Source organism: Shewanella sp. 10N.261.52.F9 (assembly GCF_041471165.1).
GTDB classification, from domain to species: domain Bacteria; phylum Pseudomonadota; class Gammaproteobacteria; order Enterobacterales; family Shewanellaceae; genus Shewanella; species Shewanella marinintestina.
This window is the reverse complement of record NZ_JBFRNX010000021.1, coordinates 33389-52890: the sequence shown is the minus strand read 5'-3', so window position 1 is coordinate 52890 and position 19502 is coordinate 33389. Positions and strand designations below refer to the sequence as shown.

Here is a 19502-nt window from a genome sequence, read left to right as displayed (position 1 = left end):
ACCTAGAACCTAGAACCTAATTATAATGAATTGGTTTCTCGCCAATAATGACAGGAACCTCATATACCTTACCCTCTCGGATAATGGTCATCATTATCTTCTTACCTGGTGTGGTTTCTGCAATTCTATCCATTAGCATTTCAACACCCGGGATAGCTTCACCTTCATATTTAGTGATGACATCGCGAGGTTGTAGTTTGGCTTTTGCAGCTGGTCCTGTTGGGTCTATTTCTGTAATCACAACGCCAGTAAGCCCAGGTAGGTTTAAAATCTGCGCCATGACCGGGCCTACTGCTTCACCGCTAATGCCTAATGCACCACGGATCACCCGACCATTTTTAATTAACTTCCCCATAATACTATGAGCTAGTTTTATTGGGATGGCGAAGTTAATGCCGTGTCCACCACCTTCGCCGCCAATCTGGAAAGCTGCAGTGTTGATGCCAATTAGTTGGCCAGTAGTGTCAATGAGTGCGCCACCAGAGTTACCAGCGTTAATCGCTGCATCAGTTTGCAAGAAATCTAAATAACCAGAACTTAAGCCGTTACGACCGGTTGCACTGATAATGCCTTGAGTAATGGTTTGCCCAAGATTATATGGGTTACCAATGGCAAGTACCACGTCGCCCACTCGTGCAGGTATGTCTAAACTGACTGGCACGACAGGAAGGTTATCGCCTTCAACTTTAAGTACAGCTAAATCGGTTTCGGGATCAGAACCCACGACTTCTGAAGTAAACTTGCGTCCATCCTGCAGTGCGACAACAATTTCATCAGCTCTCTTGATAACATGATAGTTAGTCAGGATATAGCCTTCCGAGCTCATGATGACACCGGAGCCTAAGCCTTGTAGAGAGCCTGGGTTCAGAGGTTTTGATTGGTCGATGCTTAGGCTGTAAATATTAACAACAGCAGGCGCAGCGCGACGTACTGCATTGGAAAAAGACAGTTCGTTGCTATTTGAAGATACGCGGCTAGTAATACCGTTTGTTAAACTTTGGCCGGTAATCAGCGGCAAAATAAAAATAATAACTGCAGCCATGATAAGGCCAAAAATAACGGCTTTACCGACATAAATAAGAGTGTCTTTAATGATCATGTCTGAGAATAAATGCTGAAAAGGTGAATTATATTAACATGTTTGTATTGGCTTGTACTCAGTAGCCCATGCTAAAGCGGTTTAAATACTAAAAAGACAGCCGAGCAAAATGCTCGGCTGACTATAGCTCGCTTATCCTTATTGGCTATCTAAGAATAAGGTAAAGGTTTGTACTATCGCGTTTAATTTTTAATGCCACTGTGCCTTTTTGATCTTCAAGCGCCGATTTTAACGCTTTGAGGCTGTTAACTTTAGTGCGGTTAACACCAACAATGACATCCCCTTTTATAAGGCCGCTAGCTGCTGCAGGAGAGCCTTGAGCAACATCGGTAATTTCTACGCCTGATGAGCCACTAGTTTCAAGTTTTGCACCTTGTAACATTGGGTGCACTGCACCCGCTGCGGCTTCGGCTGACTGTGTTGATTCGCCTAAAGTCGCGGTTACGGTTTCTTCATCACCATCACGGATCAAGCCAAACTCAACTTCTGAACCTGCCCCCATAGTGGCAACTTTTGCTCGTAGCTCTTGGAAGCTCTTAATTTTTCTCCCATTTACGCTAACAATAATATCGCCGACTTTGATACCTGCTTTATCCGCTGCGCTGTCTGGCATCACTTCATTAATAAAGCCACCGTGTTGGGTTTCAATACCAAAACCTTTAGCCAGCTCACTGGTTAGGTCTTGGCCCATAACACCAAGTACACCGCGGCGGACTTCACCATGTTCAATAATTTGCTCAACTAGGTTGTTAACCATATTGGCAGGGATAGCGAAACCAATACCAACGTTACCACCGCCTGGTGCGACGATAGCCGTATTAATACCAATGAGTTCACCGTTTAAATTAACTAAAGCGCCACCTGAGTTACCACTATTAATCGCAGCGTCAGTCTGGATAAAGTTCTCTAACATCTCGATGCCTAGACCACTGCGGCCCATTGCACTGACGATGCCGGAAGTAACCGTTTGGCCAAGACCGAATGGGTTACCAATTGCTACGGCAAAATCGCCTACCTGCAATGCATCAGAGTCCGCTCGCTTCAACGCGGTAAGATTTTTTGCTTTAATTTGTAATAGGGCAATATCGGACTCGGCATCAGTGCCGATTAACTTGGCTTCAACTTCACGTCCGTCATGTAAGCCGATAAGTATTTCATCTGCCCCTTCGATTACGTGATTATTGGTAACGATATAACCTTGTTTAGCGTCAATAATTACGCCTGAACCTAAACCTCTAAACGGGCGTTCTTGTACTTGTTCACGTGGTGCATTAGGCCCAAAAAAGTAACGAAATGCGTCAGGGACTTTTTGTTTAGAAACATGAGTACCGGAAACAGCTACTGCCACAACCGCTGGCGTGGTTTTTTGTAGCATAGGAGCAAGGCTTGGTAGTTCTTGTCCATCAACGGCTAACGGGATGGCTGCTTGTGAAACAACCGGTGCTAGTGTAAGAGTTGCGCCAAGGACTGCAGCGGAAAGTAAGGACAATTTCATTTTCATTTAAATATTACTCCAATTCTTCAAAATTTATTTGAATGGCCTTGAATACAAATGTTGCGCTAGACACTCGTATATATAAAAAGGCTGTTTCATTCATTATTGATTCGGACTCAAGTAACTATCAAAAAGTTCATCAATCATTAACAAAGGTTAATTTCTTCTAAGCGTATTTAAGCTGCTATAGATTCTTTTTTTTCATTAATATCGGCAACCTTGTTTGCCTTCTCTACAGATTGTGTCGCGAGTTCCGGCAATTTCTTCTCTGTTGTCGGAGAGGTAAATAGCGGCGCTGAAGTATTCCACTGTTGATTAACACGGTTTAGCTGGGCAGATAGTTCGGCAAGCTGCTTGTATTGGTCATCGAAGTGATCTGACACTTCTTGTTTATATTGACTCATCTCAAGTTGAGTTTGTTCTAGCTGCTCATTGTTACTTTTATTATTGGTGTTTTTAGCTAATAAAGTATGGCTGACATAGCCAAATACGCCACCAATTACAAACGCTGCAAGGGTTAATGCCCACTCCATATAGACTCCTAGATATACTTATATGATGCTGAATTAAGCCAAATATACATCGCGGATTTCCAGCGTGGTACTGTTTACTTAAAAATATGTCAGCAATTAGCTTAAATTGAGCTGATCTGTATTTATCCCCAGCAAGTATTGAATAATTTATGTATATGAGCGGTTGATGCATTGTGGCTTTCTAGCATGATAGTATTTACATATTGCTTAAAAATAAGACTTCAAACGGCTTTATCTTTCATTATAAGTGGGCTGATTTGTGTATTCCCCTAAAAATAGAGAAGTATTTCAGTGTCGCAATTAACCCCATGGCAGCATTATCAGCAAGACTTAACTAGAGATGACTTCTCACATGATGCGGCGCAAGAGCAAGCCGTAAAGCAGTTGCAGCGAGTTTATGATGATTTGCTTGCTTTAAATTCTCAGTCTGCAAAAAGTGGTGGTCTATTTTCATTTTTTAGTAAAAAACACCAGCCAGCAATACAAGGCTTATATTTGTGGGGCGGAGTTGGTCGTGGCAAAACTTATCTGATGGATACGTTTTTCGACGCACTACCTAGTGATAAAAAGCTGCGGGCCCACTTTCATCGCTTTATGCATCAACTACATATTGATCTTGCCCAGCTGCAAGGGCAAAGAGACCCGCTAATCATCATCGCTAAAAAAATGGCGGCGCAATACCAAGTGATCTGTTTTGATGAGTTTTTTGTCTCTGACATCACAGACGCCATGTTGCTCGGTACCTTATTTGAGTCGCTGTTTGCTGAAGGTGTGGCACTGGTCGCAACATCTAACATTATTCCAGATGAGTTATACCGTAATGGCTTGCAGCGTGCGCGCTTCTTGCCAGCGATTGCGGCTATTAATAAGCATTGCGATATATTGAATGTCGACTCTGGTGTAGATTATCGCTTGAGAACATTAGAGCAAGCAGAGATCTTTCATTCGCCACTGGATGCCATAGCTGAGCAAAACCTTAAAGAGTACTTTGTGAAATTAGCACCAGAATCTGAAGTTTCAACTAATGGGCTAGAGATCGACGGTAGAGTTATAGATATACGTCAGCAAGCCCAAGGTGTGTTACTTATCGACTTTAGAGCCTTATGTGATGGTCCTCGTAGTCAGCGCGACTATATGGAGGTCGCACGGCTATATCACACTGTATTATTGAGTAATGTTGAGCAGATGGGAGAGCACTTAACTGGTGATGATATCGCGCGACGTTTTCTTGCTATGGTGGATGAGTTTTATGAGCGTAACGTTAAACTTATTATTTCATCTGCTGTGTCGCTAGAAGATATCTATACCCAAGGTTTGTTGAGCTTTGAGTTTAGGCGCTGTCGTTCACGCTTAACAGAAATGCAATCGCATGATTATTTGGCTTTAGAGCATATCCCTTAGCTTTTCTGGTTAAAAATAATAGAAAACTGCCGCAGAATCGCTTATTGTTCGCGACCGAAATTTTCTATAGCGACAGTAAAGTCTCTTTATTAGTGGGATCTTTAACCTGTTTGCTGAGTATTTTTTGAAATGAGCGCACTCTTTGGGACGGAATAAATTAAAACTGATAAGAATTAAACTAAAATTTTAGGTGATTTTTAACTCAGCTTTGTCTATAATCCGCAACCTGCCCTCGTTATCCACCAATTAGGTGGAAGTTGTAAAGCTTATTCTTTGCTCGAAGGGGCGGGGAATGGCACTTTTTGTGTTTTTGCCAATAGTGGCATAAGCATGTGAGACAGAATTTTAACATTGGGTTTTTGTAAATGAAGACTACTTTTACTGCTACACCAGAAACAGTCACTCGTGATTGGTTCGTCGTTGACGCCGAAGGTAAAACTTTGGGTCGTATCTCTACTGAAATCGCTTCTCGCCTACGTGGTAAGCATAAGCCAGAGTATACGCCTCATGTAGATACAGGTGACTACATCATCGTTATTAACGCTGATAAAGTTGCTGTGACTGGTAACAAAGCTAAAGGCAAAGTTTACTACTCACACTCAGGTTTCATCGGTGGCATTAAGCAGATCAGTTTTGAGAAGCTACAAGCTCATAAGCCTGAAATGATCATCGAAAAGGCTGTTAAGGGTATGCTACCAAAAGGTCCATTGGGCCGTGCCATGTTCCGTAAACTTAAAGTTTACGCTGGTACAGAGCATAACCACGCTGCACAACAACCTCAAGTACTTGATATCTAAACGGGATTATAGCAATGGCTGCAACTCAATACTACGGCACTGGCCGTCGCAAAACATCTACTGCTCGCGTATTCGCTAAAGCAGGTACTGGTAACATCATCGTTAACAAGCTACCTCTAGACGAATACTTCGGTCGTGAAACTTCTCGTATGGTTGTTCGTCAACCACTTGAGCTAGTTGAAATGACTGAGAAGTTAGACATCATGGTAACTGTAAAGGGTGGTGGTAACACTGGCCAAGCAGGTGCAATCCGTCACGGTATTACCCGTGCGTTGATGGAACTTGACGAGTCTCTACGTCCTTCTCTACGTGCTGCTGGTTTCGTTACCCGTGATGCTCGTAAAGTTGAGCGTAAGAAAGTTGGTCTACGTAAAGCACGTCGTAAGCCACAGTTCTCTAAGCGTTAATTTTCGCTTTCAGAATTCAAAAAGCCCAGCTATATGCTGGGCTTTTTATTGTCTGTAATAAAGTAAACTGCTTATATAAAAGCTTTCTAAGGGCTTTAAGGAGGTCTAGCTGTTACTGAGAGGAATTATTGAGTCAGATATCCGTAAAAGGTTTTATACGGCTTAGTAAGAAGGTAGAAGCCTCTAAGGTCAGTTAACTAAATGCTCCGTGATATCTAATCTTGCGTTATGGTCAATATCGCTCCTGTATTATTTTACCTTTGAACACTATGTTAGTGATGTTACTCCAATATTCAAACCTAGTAGGGTTGGGCATTAATGGAATTCACCACGCTTGATCTTTAAGTGTCGTGGGAATGTCATATGTATATCGGGAGGAGTATGCTCATTTTGTTTGCAACGAGTGAAGGGCTCATTGAACTCATGAGCAAGTGATAAAGCTCGCTATCGTGGGCCGTTATCCCTGTTTATTCCAGTGTTAAGCCAGTTTGATGGCAATAACTCATTCCTCTTGAATTTGATTACCCAAAAGTACTCTTAGTGAACCCATCGTTGCTATTAAATTTAGAAATTAATGTTGTATTTTTAAACTGCTTATTTGTGTTTATCGGGTTTTATCGACTAGATTGTTCACACTAAGGAACACAATGTTATGTCTTTTAAGTTAATCATGTCGGAGTTAGCTATAAAGCGGATTTTTGAAAGAATTGGTCCACTTTTGTTTATAAATCGTTGGTGAAGCTATTTGAAAGAAATTTCCAATCAAAATCAGCAGCTTTTGCAAATTAAAGGTGGTTCTTTAGTCGCTGTTGGGACAATGTTGTTGATTATTTTTTCATAAATTACTTGCCTACCGCCCCCATAGATCTGCTAAAATCCCGTTTTAACCACTACCGTGCAGCAAATAATGGGCAAAAACGTTGTAGTTCTCGGCACCCAATGGGGTGACGAAGGAAAGGGTAAGATAGTCGATCTTCTTACCGAACAGGCTAAATATGTCGTTCGTTACCAAGGTGGCCACAATGCGGGTCATACTCTAGTAATCGATGGTGACAAAACAGTTCTTCATCTTATTCCGTCAGGGATCTTACGCGATAATGTAAAGTGCATTATTGGTAACGGCGTGGTGCTAGCACCTGACGCTCTGTTGACTGAAATTAAAATGCTTAAAGAGCGTGGCGTACCTGTAGAGGAACGTTTATTAATTTCTGAAGCATGTCCTCTGATCTTACCATTCCATTGTGCTCTTGATATGGCTCGCGAAAAAGCGCGTGGCAATAATGCAATTGGCACAACTGGTCGCGGTATTGGTCCAGCATACGAAGATAAAGTTTCTCGTCGCGGTTTACGTGTAGGCGATCTGTTTGATGCAGAATTGTTTGCGACTAAGCTGAAAGAAGTTATGGCTTACCACAACTTCATGCTGACTGAATACTACAAGTGCGAAGCAGTTGATTACGAAGAGACATTGAAAGATGCTCTAGCAATCGCTGATTACTTGAAGAGCATGTGTACTGACGTATCTGAGCTACTTGATCAGGCACGTAAAGCTGGTGAACCAATTCTATTTGAAGGTGCTCAAGGCACGTTACTAGATATTGACCACGGTACTTATCCTTTCGTAACCTCTTCTAATACTACTGCCGGTGGTGTTGCAACAGGTTCTGGATTTGGTCCACGTCATCTCGATTACGTTTTGGGTATCATGAAGGCTTACACCACACGTGTTGGTGCGGGTCCATTCCCAACGGAATTGAAAAACGAAATCGGTGATTACTTAGGAACTAAGGGTCACGAGTTCGGTGCAACGACTGGTCGTAAGCGTCGTCCAGGTTGGTTAGATATCGTTGCTATGAAGCGTGCGGTTCAAATCAACAGCGTAAGCGGTTTCTGTTTGACTAAACTAGACGTTCTTGACGGCCTAGAAGAAGTTAAGATTTGTGTTGGCTACCAGTATCCAGATGGAACTGTTGCAACAACTACACCGCTAGCGGCTGAAGGTTATGAGCAGGTTACTCCTGTTCTTGAAACTATGCCTGGTTGGAGTGAATCAACTTTCGGTGCGACTTCTGTAGAGCAATTGCCACAAGCTGCAATGAACTACATTAAGCGTCTAGAAGAGTTGTTAGAAACACCAATCGATATTATCTCAACGGGTCCGGATAGAAACGAGACCATGATTCTGGTGAATCCGTTTAGTTAATAATAAGAGGCCGCAATTAGCGGCCTTTTTATTGCCTTCTTTGTGAGTGACAACATAGCTCGAGCAGTACTCAAGAAATACGGTATACTGCCGATGACATAAAGTAGAGTATATTCAAGTAATCTTTTAAGGTTGCATGATTAAACAATATTTGATTCACCCTATTTGTCATTGAGAACCTATATGCTGCGTTATGTATTGATTACTATTCTTTCTATATTATCTCTACCAAGTTTTGCTATGCCTAAAGCTGTTGATGTCTATACTCAGGAGCAGTTGGTTGAATTAATTCGTAGTAAACGTTATTTAACTCAAGTGAAAGGCGACGATTGTCAGATAGTACAGGATATTGAAGCAAGGGCTGAGGTGCTAAAGCAGCCTTTGTATCAGTATCTTTGGGCGGAAATGCTCAATTATGGCATCTGCGTTAAGGCGAATCCGCCGCGTGGGATCGCTATGTTAAAAACCTCTGCAGAGCAGGGGAGTGCTGAAGCCATGGTTAGAATGGCTGAGTATTACCACGATGGTAAGTTTGTCATCGAAGATAAACAACGCGCTGTGCAATATACATTGCCAGCTGCCGCGACAGGTGATTTACCTGCTCGCATGATGTTGGTTCGGTTATTTGGTGAGGGCTATGGTAGTCCTCGAGATTACGAAGTGGGTTTTCATTGGCTATACAATGAAGTGTTTAGCGATGAAGCCACACAAGCCGAAGCAATTAATTTGTTAAAGGTGTTAGAGGCAAAGATGCCGCCCAGCGCAGTTGCTAGGGCAAAGAAAGAGCACCTTAGAACGCCACAATAAGCATGGCTAGAAGAGGCTATGTCAATAATTTGGAAAATGAATGATACAAGATCCGCACATTAAGCGTGAGCAAGAAAAGTACGAAAACCCTATCCCAAGTCGCGAGTATATTTTAGATTACTTGCGCTCACAAAAGTCACCATTAACGCGTGAACATATTGCTACAGCCTTAAAAATTGAAGGTGAAGAGCAGCTAGAAGCTATTCGTCGTCGCCTACGCGCCATGGAGCGAGATGGTGAGCTAGTCTTTACTCGTGGTCAATCTTATGGCTTGCCAGAAAGAATGGACTTGTTAACCGGTACCGTTATAGGACACCGAGACGGCTTTGGCTTCCTGAAATTAGAAGAGGGCGGCGACGACCTCTACATCAATAACCGTGACATGTTGATGTATTTTCATGGTGATAAAGTATTAGCACAAAAAGCAGGCGTTGACCGTAAAGGCCGCCGTGAAGCACGTATCGTACGTTTAGTTGAAGAGCGCAGTGCTGCTTTAGTTGGTCGCTTTCACCTAGATGCAGGCATGGGCTTTGTGATTGCCGATGACCGCCGTATTACTCAAGAGATCCTCGTCCCAGAAGAAGATCGCAAAGGTGCACGCCAAGGCGATATCGTAGTGCTTGAGCTAACTCGTCGACCAGGCCGTTATGTAAAGGCTGCCGGTAAAGTGACTGAAGTGCTTGGTAAAGAGATGGCACCAGGTATGGAGATTGAAATTGCGCTGCGCAACTACGATCTGCCGCACACCTGGTCTGGTCTAATTGAGAAGAAGCTACGTAAAATTCCAGACGAAGTAACTGAAGCTGATAAAGAAGGTCGCGTTGACTTACGTAATTTGCCATTAGTCACCATTGATGGTGAAGATGCGCGCGACTTCGATGACGCCGTTTATGCTGAAAAGAAAAAGTCTGGTGGCTGGCGTTTATGGGTCGCGATTGCTGATGTGAGTCATTACGTACGCACAGAGTCTGCGCTTGATAAAGAAGCGCGCGCTCGTGGTAACTCAGTGTATTTCCCATCGCAAGTGATCCCTATGCTGCCAGAGAAGATCTCTAATGGTCTGTGCTCGTTAATGCCAAAGGTTGATCGCTTATGTATGGTTGCTGAGATGACTATTTCAGCCGTTGGTAAGCTATCGGGTTATAAGTTTTACCCTGCAGTGATGCACTCACATGCGCGTTTAACTTATACCCAAGTTGCTGACATGCTAGAAGGTGGAGAGGTGAGCGAGGAGCTAAAGCCTATTTATCCTCATCTAGAGACATTACAGTCGCTATACCTGACATTAGAAGAGACCCGCGCTGAGCGTGGTGCGATTGCGTTTGAAACGACTGAAACGCAATTTATCTTCAATGAGCAGCGTAAGATCGACAAGATTGTGCCGCGTAACCGGAATCAGGCACACAAGATCATTGAAGAATGTATGATTTTGGCTAACGTAGCGTCAGCTAAGTTCGTTAAAAAGCACAAAGGTGAAGTATTATACCGTGTGCATGAGTCGCCTTCAGAGCAAAAGCTCACTAACTTTAAGGATTTCCTTAAAGAACGCGGCTTAACGATGGAAGGCGGCCTGGAGCCTGAGCCGAAAGATTACCAAGCGGTAATGGAGCAAATTGCCGATAGGCCAGATGCCGAGCTAATTCAGGTGATGTTGCTGCGCTCTATGCGCCAAGCAACTTATACGCCGGATAATGAAGGTCACTTTGGTTTGGCATTAGAAGAGTATTCGCACTTCACATCGCCAATTCGTCGTTATCCTGATCTGATTTTGCATCGCGTCATTCGTTACTTACTTGCTAAGCAAGAAAATACAGCATTAACGGATCAATGGACTGCAGATGGCGGTTTCAATTATAAGATTGAAGAGCTAGATCTGCTTGGCGAAGAGTGTTCGACCACTGAGCGCCGTGCAGATGAAGCAACTCGTGATGTAAACGACTGGCTAAAATGTGAGTTTATGCAAGACCATGTGGGTGACACCTTTGAAGCCGTTATTGCTTCAGTAACTCACTTTGGTATGTTTGTACGCCTAAATGACCTGTTTATTGATGGTCTAGTGCATATCTCGAGTTTAGGGAGCGATTATTACCAATATGATAATATGCGCCAGCGTTTAGTCGGTGAGGCATCTGGGCAGGTTTATCAAATTGGCGATACAGTTACTGTTAAAGTTGCTGGCGTAAATCTAGATGATCGTCAAATTGACCTGATGATGGAAGGTGACTCTGCAGGTGGTAAGCGCCGCAGACCAACTAAGCCAATGACTGCCCGTGAGCGTGTCAACCGCGAAGGTGCCAAGCTTGGTAATCGACGTGAAGCTTCAAGAGGCAAAGGCGCTGAAGCAGGTTCTGAAGAATCTAAATCAACGGATAAACGTAAGCCTAGCAAGAGTCGTTCTGGCGGTAAGTCGAGCGGCGGTAAATATAAGAGCGGCAGCAGTGCTGCAGCTAAAAAGACCAAGACAAAAGCTTCGGCCAAAAAATCTTCAGCAAGTAAAGCTAAGTCAGCCAAGCGTAAAGCGAGTAAGAAATAGATGAAAAAGCAAGATATGACCTTTGGACTACACGCTATTGAAGCGGTGCTTAAAAACAGCCCTGAGCGTGTGATTGAGATGTGGGTACTTCAAGGTCGCGATGACGCCAGACTGACTCCTATCCTTGCAATGGCTGCTGAATGGGGCGTGTCAGTGCAGTATGCTTCACGTAAAGCATTGGATGAAAAGTCTGATGGCGGTCAACACCAAGGTGTGGTTGCCAAAGTAAAGCCTGCTAAAATTCTTAGCGATAATGAATTATCGGCGATGCTAGAAAAGACTGAAGTGCCTTTCTTGCTTATCCTTGATGGCGTGACAGATCCGCATAACCTAGGCGCGTGCCTACGTAATGCTGACGCAGCAGGTGTACATGGCGTTATCGTACCAAAAGATAATTCTGTTGGCTTAACGCCAGTAGTGAGCAAAGTAGCATGTGGCGCAGCAGAAGTCGTGCCACTATATCAAGTGACTAACCTTGCTCGTACTATGCGTAGCTTACAAGAAAAAGGCATTTGGATTATTGGTGCAGCCGGTGAAGCAGATTGTGAGTTATACCAAGCGAGCTTAACAGGCCCGCTAGCTATCGCTATGGGAGCTGAAGGCAAAGGTCTGCGCCGTTTGTCACGTGAAAGCTGTGACACCTTAGTGTCTATTCCAATGGCGGGTAGCGTTTCTAGCTTAAACGTATCGGTAGCGACAGGCGTTTGCTTGTTTGAAGCTGTGCGTCAACGCTTAGCCTAATACCTGTTGGTGTAATAACTACGCTAGGCTCTGCGCCAAGTAATAAAACAAATGCCGATAAGATAAATCCTTATCGGCATTTTTGTATCTGTTATTTGAGCGTCCATCATTGACGTTTCAATGGCTTTGAAAGCCTAAAGGAAACCCTTTGTTACACCATTAAAGCCGCTAGTCGTTATCTCTTATTCAATTTTTTATCTAAATGCAGTAATTTAGGCTCACAAATTCTAATAACAGGATGTTTACATGCGTAATCCACTTTTATCTTTGTGTGTTCTGGGCGCGATGACTGCCGCGCCGGTTTGCGCAGAAGAGGATAACTACCTTTGGCTAGAAGATGTCGAAGGGGCAAAGCAGATGGAATGGGTTAAACAGCAAAACGCTATTTCAGCTAAAGAGATCAAAGCCTATGAAGGGTTTGATGGTCTAGTCAGTAATAGTTTATCGATCCTTAACGACAAAGAGCGCATTCCCTACGCCAGTCGCATTGGTGATTATCTGTATAACTTTTGGAAAGATGAAACTCATGTTCGCGGGATCTATCGCCGCACAACCATGGAAGAGTACCAGAAGGCTTCTCCTAAGTGGCAAACCGTACTCGATATCGACAAACTGGGTAAAGACGAAGGCGTAAACTGGGTTTATAAAGGCTTTAACTGTCGCTACCCAGAAAATGACCGCTGCTTTGTATCACTCTCTCGTGGCGGGGCTGATGCCACTGAAACTCGTGAGTTTGATTTAGATTCACTCACTTTTGTTGAGGAGCAAAGTCAGCCGTTTTTCTTACCGGAAGCAAAATCAAATCTAAGCTGGATCGATAAAAACAATGTCTTTGTTGGCACTGATTTTGGTGACAATAGCATGACGGATTCTGGCTATCCGAAAATTGTAAAACAGTGGCAGCGTGGAACGCCTTTATCGAGCGCTAAAACTGTGTTTAGCGGTGATCAGAGCTCAGTTGCTGTATCTGGCTATGTATTATTTGATGGTGATAACTCGCTTGAAATCGTTACCGAGTCATTAACGTTTTATACCGCGGATCATTACGTATATCGTGATGGCAAACTGATACAGCTACCTTTGCCAAAAGATGCAGAGTTAAAGGGCTACTTTAATGGTCAACTATATGTCGAGTTAAAAAGCGACTTAGCGCAAGGCGCTAAGCAGTTTAAGCAAGGCAGTATCATTTATACGCCGATTGAGCAATTGATTGCACAACAGCCAACATTTACCACTTTAGTTGAGCCATCGGCCACAGCGTCTATTTCACAAGTGAGCTTTACTAAAAGCGCTATTTTAGTGACTTGGTTAGACAATGTTAAAGGTAAGCTTGTACGTTATACCCAAGCGAAAGATGGCCAATGGAAAAGTATGCAAGCACCGTTTGATGCTAATGGCACCATAAGCGTATTTGATGTTGAACGTGACAGCGATGAGTTCTTTGTTAATTTCACCAGCTTCTTGGAGCCTTCAAGCTTATACAGCTTTAATGCTGTGACCATGAAGGCTGAAAAAGTGAAAGGCATGAAGCAGCAGTTTGCTGCTGATAAGTTTGAAACTAAGCAGTACTTTGCAACCTCTAAAGATGGCACTAAAGTGCCTTATTTTGTGGTGATGGCAAAAGATCTAAAGCGTGACGGTACTAGCCCTACTTTGCTTTATGGTTATGGTGGCTTTGAGGTTTCGCTACGTCCTTATTACTCGGCAACCATAGGGAAAAACTGGTTAGAGCAAGGCGGGGTGTATGTTTTGGCTAATATCCGTGGTGGTGGCGAATATGGCCCAGCTTGGCATCAGGCAGCATTGAAGCAAAATCGTCACAAGGCTTATGAAGATTTTGAAGCTATCGCAGAAGACTTAATTGCTAAAAAAATCACCTCAAGTGAGCATTTGGGCATTCAAGGTGGCAGTAACGGTGGCCTGTTAATGGGCGCTGCATTTACGCGTCGACCTGAACTTTACAACGCAGTTGTTTGCCAAGTGCCTTTGCTAGATATGAAGCGTTATAGCAAGTTACTCGCGGGGGCAAGCTGGATGGGTGAATATGGTGATCCAGACGTGCCTGCCCAGTGGGACTATATTAAGACGTTTTCGCCGTACCATAATCTAAAAGCTAATACTCAGTATCCAAAAGTTTTCTTTACCACTTCAACCCGTGATGACCGTGTACATCCGGCTCATGCGCGTAAAATGGTAGCGAAGATGGAAGGCATGGGAATAGATGTTCTGTATTACGAAAACATCGAAGGCGGACATGCTGGCGCAGCAGATAACAATCAAGCTGCAGAGTTAGGCTCAATGGTTTATGCCTACTTGATGCAGCAATTGAAGTAGTCACTTAAATATTTAAAACTTATCCCAGGACGGGACAAGGCGATAACTAAAAAGCCTGCAATTGTTGCAGGCTTTTTTGTTTTATTGAAAGGTGTACAGCAAGTTGAAGGTGGTGATGGTATCGGTCTGCTTAGAGCCTTCAGGGACGATTTCGGTATATTTCACGTTGACGCCAATTTTAAATGCCCAATCTTGGAATAGGGTGTTTTTATAGCTCATATCTAAGGTCAAGGTATTGTTATCCTCACCTGTTTCAGCGGTTAAATCGGCATTAAGGCTAGTATACTCTTGTAACTTCATCTCAAATTTTGCCGCAGTACGTAGGATGACATCTTTGTTAGCTTCAGGGATGGGTTCATCGTCTGTCGCTATTGGCAGGTTATAACGATAACCGGGACCGATTTCTAAACTTAGTTTAGTTTTTGATGTGCTAACAGCATCGAAACCATAACCGCCAGAGACCGTAGATATGCGGGTATAACTACCAAATTGATCCCAGGTGAAATCGCCACGGCCAAAAAAGTAGCCACCGTTTATTTTGTAGTTTGACTGTAGTTGTAAGTCATACTTTTCTGCAGTTGTTTTCTCATCATCAGCGGCAAAGTAGGCTTTGATAGTGCCTTCTTGACGTGTCTCATTAGTATCGTAAACCAGCTTAGTGCGGCCATTAAAGCTACTTGATTCTGTATTACCTGTATTGAGCTGAAATCCCGCTTCAATTTCAGCGGTAAGATCACTAGGAGGCTCTTGATAATCAGGCGGCACTAGAGCGAAAGCGGCCTGTGGGAACAATAGCGCAAATACAACAGTGAATTTTCTTAGCATTATTCTTATTCTTGGTGTCGTTTCGATTCAAATATCGTCATTTAATCTTTGCCACATAATACCTAGAATCAGCCTGTGCGCAACCTAGATAAGCCTAGCTTTTGTGCTTCTAACCTATGAGTTTTAGGAACTTAATCCTGTTTAATTAGGGAGTTGCCCCTTAAGAATTGAACTATAAAAACAAGGGATAAGTAATTACTTGAAATATTGCGTTAGTTTATGTACTATTCCGCGGCTTAATTCAGTCACTTTAATTAGTTCCTTGCCTCTATTAGGTCTGACTGAGCCAACAACGAGGCTAGATAACCGTAAGGAGCAAAAAATGCGTCATTATGAAATCGTATTTTTAGTTCACCCTGATCAGAGTGAACAAGTGCCAGGTATGATCGAACGTTACACGGGTATTCTTACCCAAGCTGGCGGTCAAATCCACCGTTTAGAAGACTGGGGCCGTCGTCAATTGGCTTACCCAATCATCGAATTGCATAAAGCTCACTATGTTCTATTGAACGTAGAGACTACTGCAGAAGCGGTTGAAGAACTTGAAACAGCTTTCCGTTTCAACGACGCTGTTTTGCGTAGCATGGTTATGCGTACTAAAGCTGCCATCACTGAAGCATCTCCAATGGCTAAAGCTAAAGACGAGCGCGACACACGTCGTTCATCTGAAGAGCGTGCACCACGTGCAGAAGCTGCTGAAGAAGTAGAAGAAAGCGCTGAAAACAACGCTGAGTAAGTTTTTTTGACCACGAACAATTTGGTATTAACAGGAACCATTACGCGTTCTAGGCAGTTTGATAGCCCCGCAGGTATTGCCCATACGGTAATCATGTTGGAACACAAATCGCAGCGTTATGAAGCAGAAATGCTCCGCAACGTATATTGCCAAATCCAAGTTGTATTAAGTGGTGAACGCTTTAATAGCGTTGCAAAAAACTTAACAGCCGGCGTTGAAATACAGGTCGAAGGCTTCATTAATCTGCAACAGAGCAGAAATGGTCAAAATCGTCTGGTTTTACACGCTGAAAATGTCGAATTGAAAACTTAGGAGACTGTCACATGGCACGTTATTTCCGTCGTCGCAAGTTCTGCCGTTTCACTGCAGAAGGCGTTACCGAGATCGATTACAAAGATATCGTAACTTTGAAGAACTACATCACTGAAAGTGGTAAAATTGTTCCTAGTCGTATCACTGGTACAAATGCTAAATATCAACGTCAACTAGCTCGCGCTATCAAGCGTGCTCGTTATCTTTCTCTACTGCCGTACACTGATTTACATCAGTAATACTGCATTAATTCTGAGGAATATATAATGAACGTTATTTTACTTGATAAAATCGCTAACCTAGGCAACTTGGGTGACCAAGTTTCAGTAAAATCTGGTTACGCACGTAACTTCCTTTTACCACAAGGTAAAGCTGTTGTTGCTAATGCTGCTAACACTGAAGTTTTTGAAGCACGTCGTGCTGATCTAGAAGCTAAGTTAGCTGCTGACCTAGCTGCTGCTACTCAACGCGCTGAGAAAATCTCTGCACTTGAGTCTGTTGTTATCGCTTCTAAAGCTGGTGACGAAGGCAAGCTATTCGGTTCAATTGGTAACCGTGATATCGCTGATGCAGTTACAGCTGCTGGTGTTGAACTAGCTAAGAGCGAAGTTCGTCTTCCACTAGGTGCTATCCGCACTACTGGTGAATTCGAAGTTGAAGTTCAAGTTCACACTGAAGTTAAAGCAATCGTTAAAGTTTCTGTAGTTGCAGAAGCTTAATAATTTGCGCTAAGCAAATGCTTTAATTTGAAACGCCGTATTAATTTATTAATACGGCGTTTTTTTATGCCTGTAATTTACGGATTTAATCATAGTCACTATCTTGGCTACTGCCGTCATTTTGGGTTTGCAGCTGATAACGATATAACGTTCTGCAGTGTTAACGGCTACCGCAGCGTCGAGTCTTGTTGGGTATGTAAAGCCTAGGTAAGAAAAAGGCATATAAACGAGCTTATATGCCTTTTAGCATGACGCAGAGTCAAATTAGAGAGTTAAATTAGTTGTTCACTAAATCCAACTCTTCAATGAGGTTTTGCGCGTTATCAACTTCATCCATCATCCATAGGATGTAACGAATATCCACGTGCACCGCACGAGTAATCGTTGGATTGAAGAACCAGTCTTTAGTAATGGCTTCGTAAGTCGAGTCGAAGTTTAAGCCCACCAATTCGCCTTTACCGTTAAACACTGGTGAACCTGAGTTGCCGCCAGTGGTATCCACACTTGATAGGAAGTTAACCGGTACTGATCCAAACTCTTCAGGTTTGTCTAAGCATGAGAATAAGCGACATAACCAAGATGCAGGATCTTGATATACGCTTTCAACGGCATGTGTGCCATAACGCTTAGCTTCAATGGCTGCTAAGAGCTTCGCAGGGGCGTTAAATGGCTCAACACCTGTGTGCTTAGCGGTAATGCCTTCTAAGCGCGTAAAAGGTTGCTTATAAAGCGCATCCGTAGATTGATAACCATCGACCATACCGTAGGTGATACGCAGTGTACCGTTTGCGTCTGGATATACCGGCCAGCCATTAGCTTTGTTATAGGCGATTATCGCTTTCATGTAGTCTGGGCGCGCTTTAGAAAGCTTACCTGCTAGTGTCTTAGCGTCTTTCTCTGCCTGCATATTTTGTGGGTAAAGGGCGACGGCAAGACGGATGAAAGGATCGGCGCTGGTTTCAAATGCGTTAGCGTCAACATCCATCCAGGCTAAACGCTTTTGTTTATCCGTTAGCGAGCTAAGCGCATATAGTGCATCAAGTTTTTCACTTAGGCTGACTTCGCTATCGCCTTCATTAAGCATGGCATCAAGCTGAGCCACACGGTTATCTTGAGCGAGATAAGCCTCTAAGTCTTGCATCCATAGGGTTTTATCAACGCTAATGGCAAAGCTTGAGTCTAAACGCTTAAGGCGAGCCTTAAACATCTTCATGTCACGCTCTTGATAACCTTCTTCGCGCTCTGCATCGGGTTTTTGCTTTTCTTTGGCTAAGCGGTAAAGCTTATTTGCCGTTGCTAGCAATTCACTACTTTGAGCATTTTCAAAGTAGTAGCGACCCTGGCGCTGCAGACGTTGCTCTACTAACAAGGTTTCAAGTTCATCAAATTGAGCTTGGAATGATTGATACTCGGCATCTTTTGCTAGCCAAGCGAGGAAGTCATCTTCGCGGCTTTGTTTAATGCCAGTAATATCGGTGGCTTTAAAACCATCTAGCAAACCGTTGTATTTTTTCATGCGGTTTGCCATGCCCGCTAGCGTGCCAGCATATTTGATTTTAACGTCTTTATCGTTAGCGCTCATGGCTTCGATTGTATCGATACGTAGCTGGTAGCGTGTGGCAAGTGTTGGATATAACCAGTCACTAGCAAACTTAAGCTCACTGGTTAAACGGTAACGGCTAGTTGACCCAGGGTAACCAGCGACAAATACACCGTCACCTGCTTTAACCCCGTCGGCATTAACTTTTAAGTAGCTTTTAGGCACGTAAGGCACATTGTCTTCGGCATAAGCGGCAGGCTTGCCATCTTTACCAACATAGGCACGCAGGAAGGTAAAGTCAGCTGAGTGACGCGGGTATTCGTAGTTATCGATATCACCGCCAAATGCACCGGCACTTTCAGGTGGCGCGTATACTAAGCGTACATCGCGGATAATAAGCTGCTTGATAAGGTAATATTCAAGACCGTTATGGAAACTTCTTACTGAGCAGCGATAGTTATCATCGCTTTCACACTCTTTAATCAGCGCTTTGCGGTTAGCTTGAATGTTCTCATAACGCTTTAGCGGATCTTCACCGATATCTTTTTTAACTTGTTTTGATACATCGGTTACCGCTTCAGTAATATACAAGCGCTCATTTGGGCCTGCGGTTGGTTCTTTATCTTTAGTGGTTGCTAAAAAGCCATCTGCAAGATAGTTATGCTCTTTTTTACTGTTATATTGAATAGCACGGTAAGCGCAATGATGGTTTGTGACAACTAAGCCTTGGGGCGAAACAAAACTGGCGGTACAATAGCCCAGTCCAACTACTGCATTCATTGGGTAGCTGGTTAAGTCCGCTAATTGCTTAGCTGGAATATCGATACCACGTTCGCTGAGCTTATCGGCGATAGATGGCATTTGATAGGGTTGCCATTGTCCTTCATCGGCCAATGCTACGGCTGATGGCAGCATCCCTGTCGAAAGGGCAACGGCAGCAATCAATGCATTGCGCATGTTCTTTCCTTAATATTGTTATAGTTTATTTTTAGGTGCAGGTCGTTAGATGTTAAATGCCTG

At 43.4% G+C, this 19502-nt stretch carries 17 protein-coding genes; 12 read left to right on the top strand and 5 right to left on the bottom strand.

Annotation, left to right across the window (positions count from 1 at the left end; all coding sequences use genetic code 11):
- Positions 1-16: 16 nt before the first annotated feature.
- The 3 genes from degS to AB4298_RS13455 all read right to left on the bottom strand — a co-directional run bounded on the left by degS (position 17) and on the right by AB4298_RS13455 (position 3127).
- Positions 17-1099, bottom strand: coding sequence for an outer membrane-stress sensor serine endopeptidase DegS (degS, locus tag AB4298_RS13465; protein ID WP_249000650.1), 1083 nt, complete (start codon positions 1097-1099; stop codon positions 17-19).
- Positions 1100-1244: 145 nt separating this feature from the next.
- Positions 1245-2600 (bottom strand): DegQ family serine endoprotease, encoded by a 1356-nt coding sequence (locus AB4298_RS13460; protein ID WP_371987107.1) that lies wholly within the window; start codon positions 2598-2600, stop codon positions 1245-1247.
- A gap of 170 nt (positions 2601-2770) precedes the next feature.
- A complete protein-coding gene (locus AB4298_RS13455) occupies positions 2771-3127 on the bottom strand; it encodes a ZapG family protein (RefSeq protein ID WP_371987105.1) in 357 nt (118 codons plus the stop codon).
- Between the two features lie 291 nt (positions 3128-3418).
- Between AB4298_RS13455 and zapE the strand changes: the two genes are divergently transcribed.
- The 8 genes from zapE to AB4298_RS13415 all read left to right on the top strand — a co-directional run bounded on the left by zapE (position 3419) and on the right by AB4298_RS13415 (position 14350).
- Entirely contained in the window at positions 3419-4528 is a 1110-nt protein-coding gene (gene zapE / locus AB4298_RS13450; protein WP_249000653.1) for a cell division protein ZapE, read from the top strand.
- A 365-nt stretch (positions 4529-4893) separates the two neighbouring features.
- Complete coding sequence (gene rplM, locus AB4298_RS13445) at positions 4894-5325, top strand: 50S ribosomal protein L13 (protein ID WP_249000654.1); 432 nt, start codon at positions 4894-4896, stop codon at positions 5323-5325.
- A 14-nt stretch (positions 5326-5339) separates the two neighbouring features.
- A complete protein-coding gene (rpsI, locus tag AB4298_RS13440) occupies positions 5340-5732 on the top strand; it encodes a 30S ribosomal protein S9 (protein WP_249000655.1) in 393 nt (130 codons plus the stop codon).
- A 907-nt stretch (positions 5733-6639) separates the two neighbouring features.
- Positions 6640-7935, top strand: coding sequence for an adenylosuccinate synthase (locus tag AB4298_RS13435; protein WP_249000656.1), 1296 nt, complete (start codon positions 6640-6642; stop codon positions 7933-7935).
- A 183-nt stretch (positions 7936-8118) separates the two neighbouring features.
- Positions 8119-8742, top strand: coding sequence for a tetratricopeptide repeat protein (locus AB4298_RS13430; RefSeq protein WP_249000657.1), 624 nt, complete (start codon positions 8119-8121; stop codon positions 8740-8742).
- Between the two features lie 40 nt (positions 8743-8782).
- Positions 8783-11275, top strand: a complete 2493-nt coding sequence (gene rnr / locus AB4298_RS13425; RefSeq protein WP_249000658.1) for a ribonuclease R — start codon at positions 8783-8785, stop codon at positions 11273-11275.
- The gene (gene rlmB, locus AB4298_RS13420; protein WP_249000659.1) at positions 11276-12016 is read left to right on the top strand and encodes a 23S rRNA (guanosine(2251)-2'-O)-methyltransferase RlmB; all 741 of its coding nucleotides are present in this window, start codon (positions 11276-11278) and stop codon (positions 12014-12016) included.
- Between the two features lie 246 nt (positions 12017-12262).
- Positions 12263-14350, top strand: a complete 2088-nt coding sequence (locus AB4298_RS13415; protein ID WP_371987102.1) for a prolyl oligopeptidase family serine peptidase — start codon at positions 12263-12265, stop codon at positions 14348-14350.
- An 81-nt stretch (positions 14351-14431) separates the two neighbouring features.
- Here the strand turns inward: AB4298_RS13415 and AB4298_RS13410 are convergent, their stop codons facing one another.
- Positions 14432-15175 carry a DUF481 domain-containing protein gene (locus AB4298_RS13410; RefSeq protein ID WP_249000661.1) on the bottom strand — a complete coding sequence of 248 codons (744 nt, stop codon included), beginning with the start codon at positions 15173-15175 and terminating at the stop codon, positions 14432-14434.
- A 322-nt stretch (positions 15176-15497) separates the two neighbouring features.
- Between AB4298_RS13410 and rpsF the strand changes: the two genes are divergently transcribed.
- The 4 genes from rpsF to rplI are packed head-to-tail and all read left to right on the top strand — an operon-like array spanning position 15498 to position 16942.
- Entirely contained in the window at positions 15498-15911 is a 414-nt protein-coding gene (rpsF, locus tag AB4298_RS13405; RefSeq protein ID WP_220765217.1) for a 30S ribosomal protein S6, read from the top strand.
- A 6-nt stretch (positions 15912-15917) separates the two neighbouring features.
- Positions 15918-16223, top strand: a complete 306-nt coding sequence (gene priB / locus AB4298_RS13400; protein ID WP_371987100.1) for a primosomal replication protein N — start codon at positions 15918-15920, stop codon at positions 16221-16223.
- 11 nt (positions 16224-16234) lie between these two features.
- Positions 16235-16462 (top strand): 30S ribosomal protein S18, encoded by a 228-nt coding sequence (rpsR, locus tag AB4298_RS13395; protein WP_005497284.1) that lies wholly within the window; start codon positions 16235-16237, stop codon positions 16460-16462.
- Between the two features lie 27 nt (positions 16463-16489).
- A complete protein-coding gene (rplI, locus tag AB4298_RS13390) occupies positions 16490-16942 on the top strand; it encodes a 50S ribosomal protein L9 (protein WP_371987098.1) in 453 nt (150 codons plus the stop codon).
- Positions 16943-17219: 277 nt separating this feature from the next.
- On the opposite strand, the gene AB4298_RS13385 is transcribed toward rplI, so the two are convergent.
- On the bottom strand, positions 17220-19439 hold the full coding sequence (locus AB4298_RS13385; RefSeq protein ID WP_371987097.1) for a S46 family peptidase: 2220 nt from the start codon (positions 19437-19439) through the stop codon (positions 17220-17222).
- Positions 19440-19502: the final 63 nt, after the last annotated feature.

What these genes read in the sequence shown, in the direction of transcription:
- rnr (WP_249000658.1), top strand. Translation starts at nt 8,783, where the DNA reads ATGATACAAGATCCGCACATTAAGCGTGAGCAAGAAAAGTACGAAAAC.
- rlmB (WP_249000659.1), top strand. Translation starts at nt 11,276, where the DNA reads ATGAAAAAGCAAGATATGACCTTTGGACTACACGCTATTGAAGCGGTG.
- rpsF (WP_220765217.1), top strand. Translation starts at nt 15,498, where the DNA reads ATGCGTCATTATGAAATCGTATTTTTAGTTCACCCTGATCAGAGTGAA.
- AB4298_RS13460 (WP_371987107.1), bottom strand. Translation starts at nt 2,600, where the DNA reads ATGAAAATGAAATTGTCCTTACTTTCCGCTGCAGTCCTTGGCGCAACT.
- AB4298_RS13385 (WP_371987097.1), bottom strand. Translation starts at nt 19,439, where the DNA reads ATGCGCAATGCATTGATTGCTGCCGTTGCCCTTTCGACAGGGATGCTG.
- AB4298_RS13410 (WP_249000661.1), bottom strand. Translation starts at nt 15,175, where the DNA reads ATGCTAAGAAAATTCACTGTTGTATTTGCGCTATTGTTCCCACAGGCC.
- degS (WP_249000650.1), bottom strand. Translation starts at nt 1,099, where the DNA reads ATGATCATTAAAGACACTCTTATTTATGTCGGTAAAGCCGTTATTTTT.
- rplM (WP_249000654.1), top strand. Translation starts at nt 4,894, where the DNA reads ATGAAGACTACTTTTACTGCTACACCAGAAACAGTCACTCGTGATTGG.
- AB4298_RS13415 (WP_371987102.1), top strand. Translation starts at nt 12,263, where the DNA reads ATGCGTAATCCACTTTTATCTTTGTGTGTTCTGGGCGCGATGACTGCC.
- rpsR (WP_005497284.1), top strand. Translation starts at nt 16,235, where the DNA reads ATGGCACGTTATTTCCGTCGTCGCAAGTTCTGCCGTTTCACTGCAGAA.
- AB4298_RS13430 (WP_249000657.1), top strand. Translation starts at nt 8,119, where the DNA reads ATGCTGCGTTATGTATTGATTACTATTCTTTCTATATTATCTCTACCA.
- AB4298_RS13435 (WP_249000656.1), top strand. Translation starts at nt 6,640, where the DNA reads ATGGGCAAAAACGTTGTAGTTCTCGGCACCCAATGGGGTGACGAAGGA.
- rplI (WP_371987098.1), top strand. Translation starts at nt 16,490, where the DNA reads ATGAACGTTATTTTACTTGATAAAATCGCTAACCTAGGCAACTTGGGT.
- rpsI (WP_249000655.1), top strand. Translation starts at nt 5,340, where the DNA reads ATGGCTGCAACTCAATACTACGGCACTGGCCGTCGCAAAACATCTACT.
- AB4298_RS13455 (WP_371987105.1), bottom strand. Translation starts at nt 3,127, where the DNA reads ATGGAGTGGGCATTAACCCTTGCAGCGTTTGTAATTGGTGGCGTATTT.